5 protein-coding genes are annotated in these 3,625 nt (G+C 44.8%); 1 reads left to right on the forward strand and 4 read right to left on the reverse strand.

What is annotated here, in order from left to right:
- Positions 1 to 69: 69 nt before the first annotated feature.
- The 4 genes from L5M37_RS23870 to L5M37_RS23885 form a co-directional block, all read right to left on the reverse strand.
- A complete protein-coding gene (locus L5M37_RS23870; protein WP_049796112.1) occupies positions 70 to 306 on the reverse strand; it encodes a hypothetical protein in 237 nt (78 codons plus the stop codon).
- A gap of 231 nt (positions 307 to 537) precedes the next feature.
- Positions 538 to 840 (reverse strand): hypothetical protein, encoded by a 303-nt coding sequence (locus L5M37_RS23875; protein ID WP_011711673.1) that lies wholly within the window; start codon positions 838 to 840, stop codon positions 538 to 540.
- 108 nt (positions 841 to 948) lie between these two features.
- A complete protein-coding gene (locus tag L5M37_RS23880; RefSeq protein ID WP_041413373.1) occupies positions 949 to 1,251 on the reverse strand; it encodes a hypothetical protein in 303 nt (100 codons plus the stop codon).
- On the reverse strand, positions 1,248 to 2,396 hold the full coding sequence (locus L5M37_RS23885; protein WP_011711674.1) for a DGQHR domain-containing protein: 1,149 nt from the start codon (positions 2,394 to 2,396) through the stop codon (positions 1,248 to 1,250). The genes L5M37_RS23880 and L5M37_RS23885 overlap by 4 nt, the downstream gene beginning before the upstream one ends.
- 163 nt (positions 2,397 to 2,559) lie before the next feature.
- Here L5M37_RS23885 and L5M37_RS23890 point away from each other — a divergent pair.
- On the forward strand, positions 2,560 to 3,625 hold a 1,066-nt coding region (locus tag L5M37_RS23890; protein WP_263170045.1), incomplete at its 3' end, for a phosphoadenosine phosphosulfate reductase family protein.

Genomic DNA, 3,625 nt, shown 5'->3' on the forward strand with positions numbered 1-3,625 from the left:
CTCGGATTGCGCGGTAATTGGCTCATAAGACTCCAAAGCCCTGTATTACAGGGCTTAATAAATTTGATGTTAGATATTTGATTGATTGCGCATGTAAGCGCGATACCAGCTACGACATTGCTTTTCAAAGCTGGCCTCAGAACGTGCGGAAAGTGTGTTACCCATGAAGCCACCGCCCACACAAATTTGTCTGCCTAAAGTCCCGCTGCGACCTTGGGATTCAAGACGAATATATCCTCCGTCTAACGGCATCCAGAAGTTAAAAGTTTCACCAGTTTTACGAGATTTGATTGATAGATTTGCCATGATACTTTCCTTCGCCTCACCCGCTTATGCGCTTCGGCTCTCCGATGGTTAACGCACGACGCACTAACCTTAAACATAGTGTATGACAATTGTCATACTGAGGCAAGCGATATTTTTAAACTTTTGCATTTTCCATCGTTTCCGTGGCCTTTAGCCGATGGCCAGAACGTCACGGAAAGCAAAAAACGCCCGAAGGGCGCTTATTATGATAATTAACTACTTTGAGGCAACTTAAATCAAATTAATCAATTCTGCTTGAATAGCTGATATCTGTGCCTGATATTGAAAAGGCACAGGGCTATCATTAAGGCGAGGATCATAAAAAGTAATTACATCTTCATCCTCTGCATATTCTTGATTAGCAATAGCTTCATGCTGTGCTAGAACATGCCCAGTCGCAGCTTGAATAGCTGCTAATCTGTCAGAGCCATTAAACAAGACATAGACGGCAGCTCTGTATGCAATCTCATGTCTAATGTTATCTTCGTGCTCTTCCTCGCCGAACTCGACCATCAAATCCGAACCAATACCCATCCCATACCTCGACTAAAAATAAAAGAAACACAATGCCGCATTAAGGATATATACCGCGCTGATTATTGATTAGCAACCAATTGAAAAAATTTATACCCTAAAATACATCTAAACCGTTCTTTGCTTAGTAACAACAAGTGTATGTTGTTGGTCAACATCTGAAATATCATCTTCGTCAACATCCACACCCCAAGCGGTCACAATCTCATCTGTGATATCTCGCGATGTTGCCTGGGTTATCAACATCGTATAGCTCATGTGTTCAATCCTATGGACCAGTGCTCGCTCTAGAGAGGGCTCAATTGTGATGATTGTTAGCTCGTTGGTGCTGCAGATTTCAAATGCTTCAAGCACTCTTGTTAGTGCCACTTGCGCATTTGGACAGCGATAATCTTTCAGGTCGACGATCATGCCATTAGCTCCAACGTAGGAAATACCTTCAGGTGTTGACACAGTAGAGCGCCAATTCGTTTATCGCTACCGCGAACTATCTTGTGGTCTTCGTGAGTGACTACGCTGTGCTTTATCCAAAATTTATCCGCTTTATCTGCAATGGGTAGATTCAGATTTTGGAACACACTGAAAGAGTCATCCCCCGTGCCGTTCACCACAATTGCATCAAATATTGATCTACCAAGTAGACCTAAGCCATTGGTGAACACTACTTTCGTAAACATGGCGGCCTCATGCTGAGATTTGTAGTCTTGGCCATCGAGCATGTTTACTGGGAATTTGGAGATTGCTTCCTTCAGAAAATCCCGGCAAATTCCTAGCGTGACTTCAAAGTGCTCTGCGTCAGCTAATGATTTGTCAGCTGTAGAAGCTGAGACTCCTATGAACTTCAGAACCATCGCTTTGAATTGGTCGAATTTCCACATTGTTCCACAATTGATTTTACCGTGCAGCCCTATTCGGTCTTTGAGTCGTTTGCCTTGGCTAATTTCCATTTCAAGCAATTCATGACATAACGCAGCAAACGGTGTACGGCTGTTAAAGTGGTGACTAATTGATTTATTTGGTTTTTTTAGTGATACATGGTAATCACTGAATAATTGGCGTATTAGCTTTGTCGCAAACGGAGTGGTAAGAGATTCGTCAGCGATATGAATGAGCTTAAAGCTGACGGTGAAATCATTAAAATGATCTTTGTATTGGGCTAACAGCCATTTAATAAAAGTGGCTCGGCCTTGGCCGTCAGCAATAAATCTGTCAGCCGTTGCAGGAAGTTCCGCAGTGACCACGGACCGATTACCTATCTTCATTTCTTCTAAGACGGTCAACTCATTACAGAAGAAAGTCATATTCGGGAATACTGCCGCGTCGGTTTCCTGCCAGTACCGCTTTAGGGCGTTAACACGACCTGAGTCCACATCCCGCTGGCGTTTCAGTTGCTCGCTTAAAACGTCACTGTTGGCCTCTACGGGAAAGTGCTTGGCGAGCTCTTCGAAAGTAATCACGCCTTCGTATATCGTGACTCCGGCTTTATTGCTTAGGCCTTCTTTAGCCTTGAAAAGTGTCAGTGGCAAAAGTGTTGATTGATGTTCTGTTGTGGCCATCGGTTTAGCTCCATCGAAATTGATAGAGACATGATTTCACGAACCCGAGATCTGGCAAATTTTGCTGATTGAATGGGTTATTTCTGGGGCTTTAAAGCGGAAATTTGCGTGAATTGCGATGTGCGAGATCATCTAGTCATCTCTGATCAAGGCGACATTCACAATGAACAACCCCCAACAGCTCGTAGACATTTTCCAGTTCGATGCACAAGACCAAGAAAATTTAAAAGTAGTCTATGAGCAATTCAACCAAGGTGTTTCTGCGCTTCGCACACTCATTGAAAGTGAGCCGGTGGTGTTGCATTGTGGGCTCTCAGGGAAAGACAGTTCAGTCGTGGTGTTAATGGCAGTCGAAGCCTATCGCCAATCCATTCAGGCTGGCTTAGTCGAGCCATCGAGACCATTACTCGTCGTCACCGTGGATACGGGGGCTGAAGCCATCGCGCTTAAAATGTACGTCCATTATGTCCGTAAGCGATTACTGGAGTTTGGAAAGCAAATTGGGATTAATCTCTGCTACGACATTATTCAGCCGCCAATCAATGACCAGTATTTTATCAAGTATACTGGGGGGCAAAAACTGGTGCCTTCGGTTACACGTCACCAAGATTGCAGCATTATTCTCAAAATAGACCCGTCCGAGCGCTACATTAAGCAAGCGATTAAAAAGTACAGTGAATGCAGCTGCTACAAACTGGTTAGCTGTGTAGGCAGTCGCATTGCCGAAAGTCATCACCGCGCAGGCAACATGAAGAAGCAGGGGCTTAGCTTGATTACGGCAGGCTCAATTCTGGCTGATATGGCACAGGTAGAAGCCGCTGGCTCCAAAATGTATAAGCTGGCGCCGATTAAACACTGGGAAACTGAACAGGTATTTGACCTGCTTCGGATAGCCGGTAGCAATCCCATTAAACGAGTCCCAGGTATCGTCATCGATACTTACCTGACTAACTTCGGTCTTCTGTTAGAGCTTTATGGCAATGGCTCAAATGAGGTTTGCGACATCATTGTGGGGCAGAAAAACAGTGGTTGTGGGGGTAAGGCACGGTTTGGCTGCGTGACCTGCACCCTTGTTGGTAAAACCGATAATTCAGCTACAGGACTTTCAAAATTACCCCGCTGGAATGCGTTAGGCAGTGAAAATGCACTTCGAGTGAGGGATTACCTTTGGCGTTTAAGCAATGATATGGACGCCAGAGCCCTTCATGCTCGAGCTTACGATCCGGTCA

Origin of the sequence: Shewanella sp. SM69 (assembly GCF_025653985.1) — a bacterium.
Lineage (GTDB): Bacteria > Pseudomonadota > Gammaproteobacteria > Enterobacterales > Shewanellaceae > Shewanella > Shewanella oncorhynchi.

Coding starts and splice junctions, on each gene's coding strand:
- L5M37_RS23885 (WP_011711674.1), bottom strand. CDS start 2,396: ATGGCCACAACAGAACATCAATCAACACTTTTGCCACTGACACTTTTC.
- L5M37_RS23880 (WP_041413373.1), bottom strand. CDS start 1,251: ATGATCGTCGACCTGAAAGATTATCGCTGTCCAAATGCGCAAGTGGCA.
- L5M37_RS23875 (WP_011711673.1), bottom strand. CDS start 840: ATGGGTATTGGTTCGGATTTGATGGTCGAGTTCGGCGAGGAAGAGCAC.
- L5M37_RS23870 (WP_049796112.1), bottom strand. CDS start 306: ATGGCAAATCTATCAATCAAATCTCGTAAAACTGGTGAAACTTTTAAC.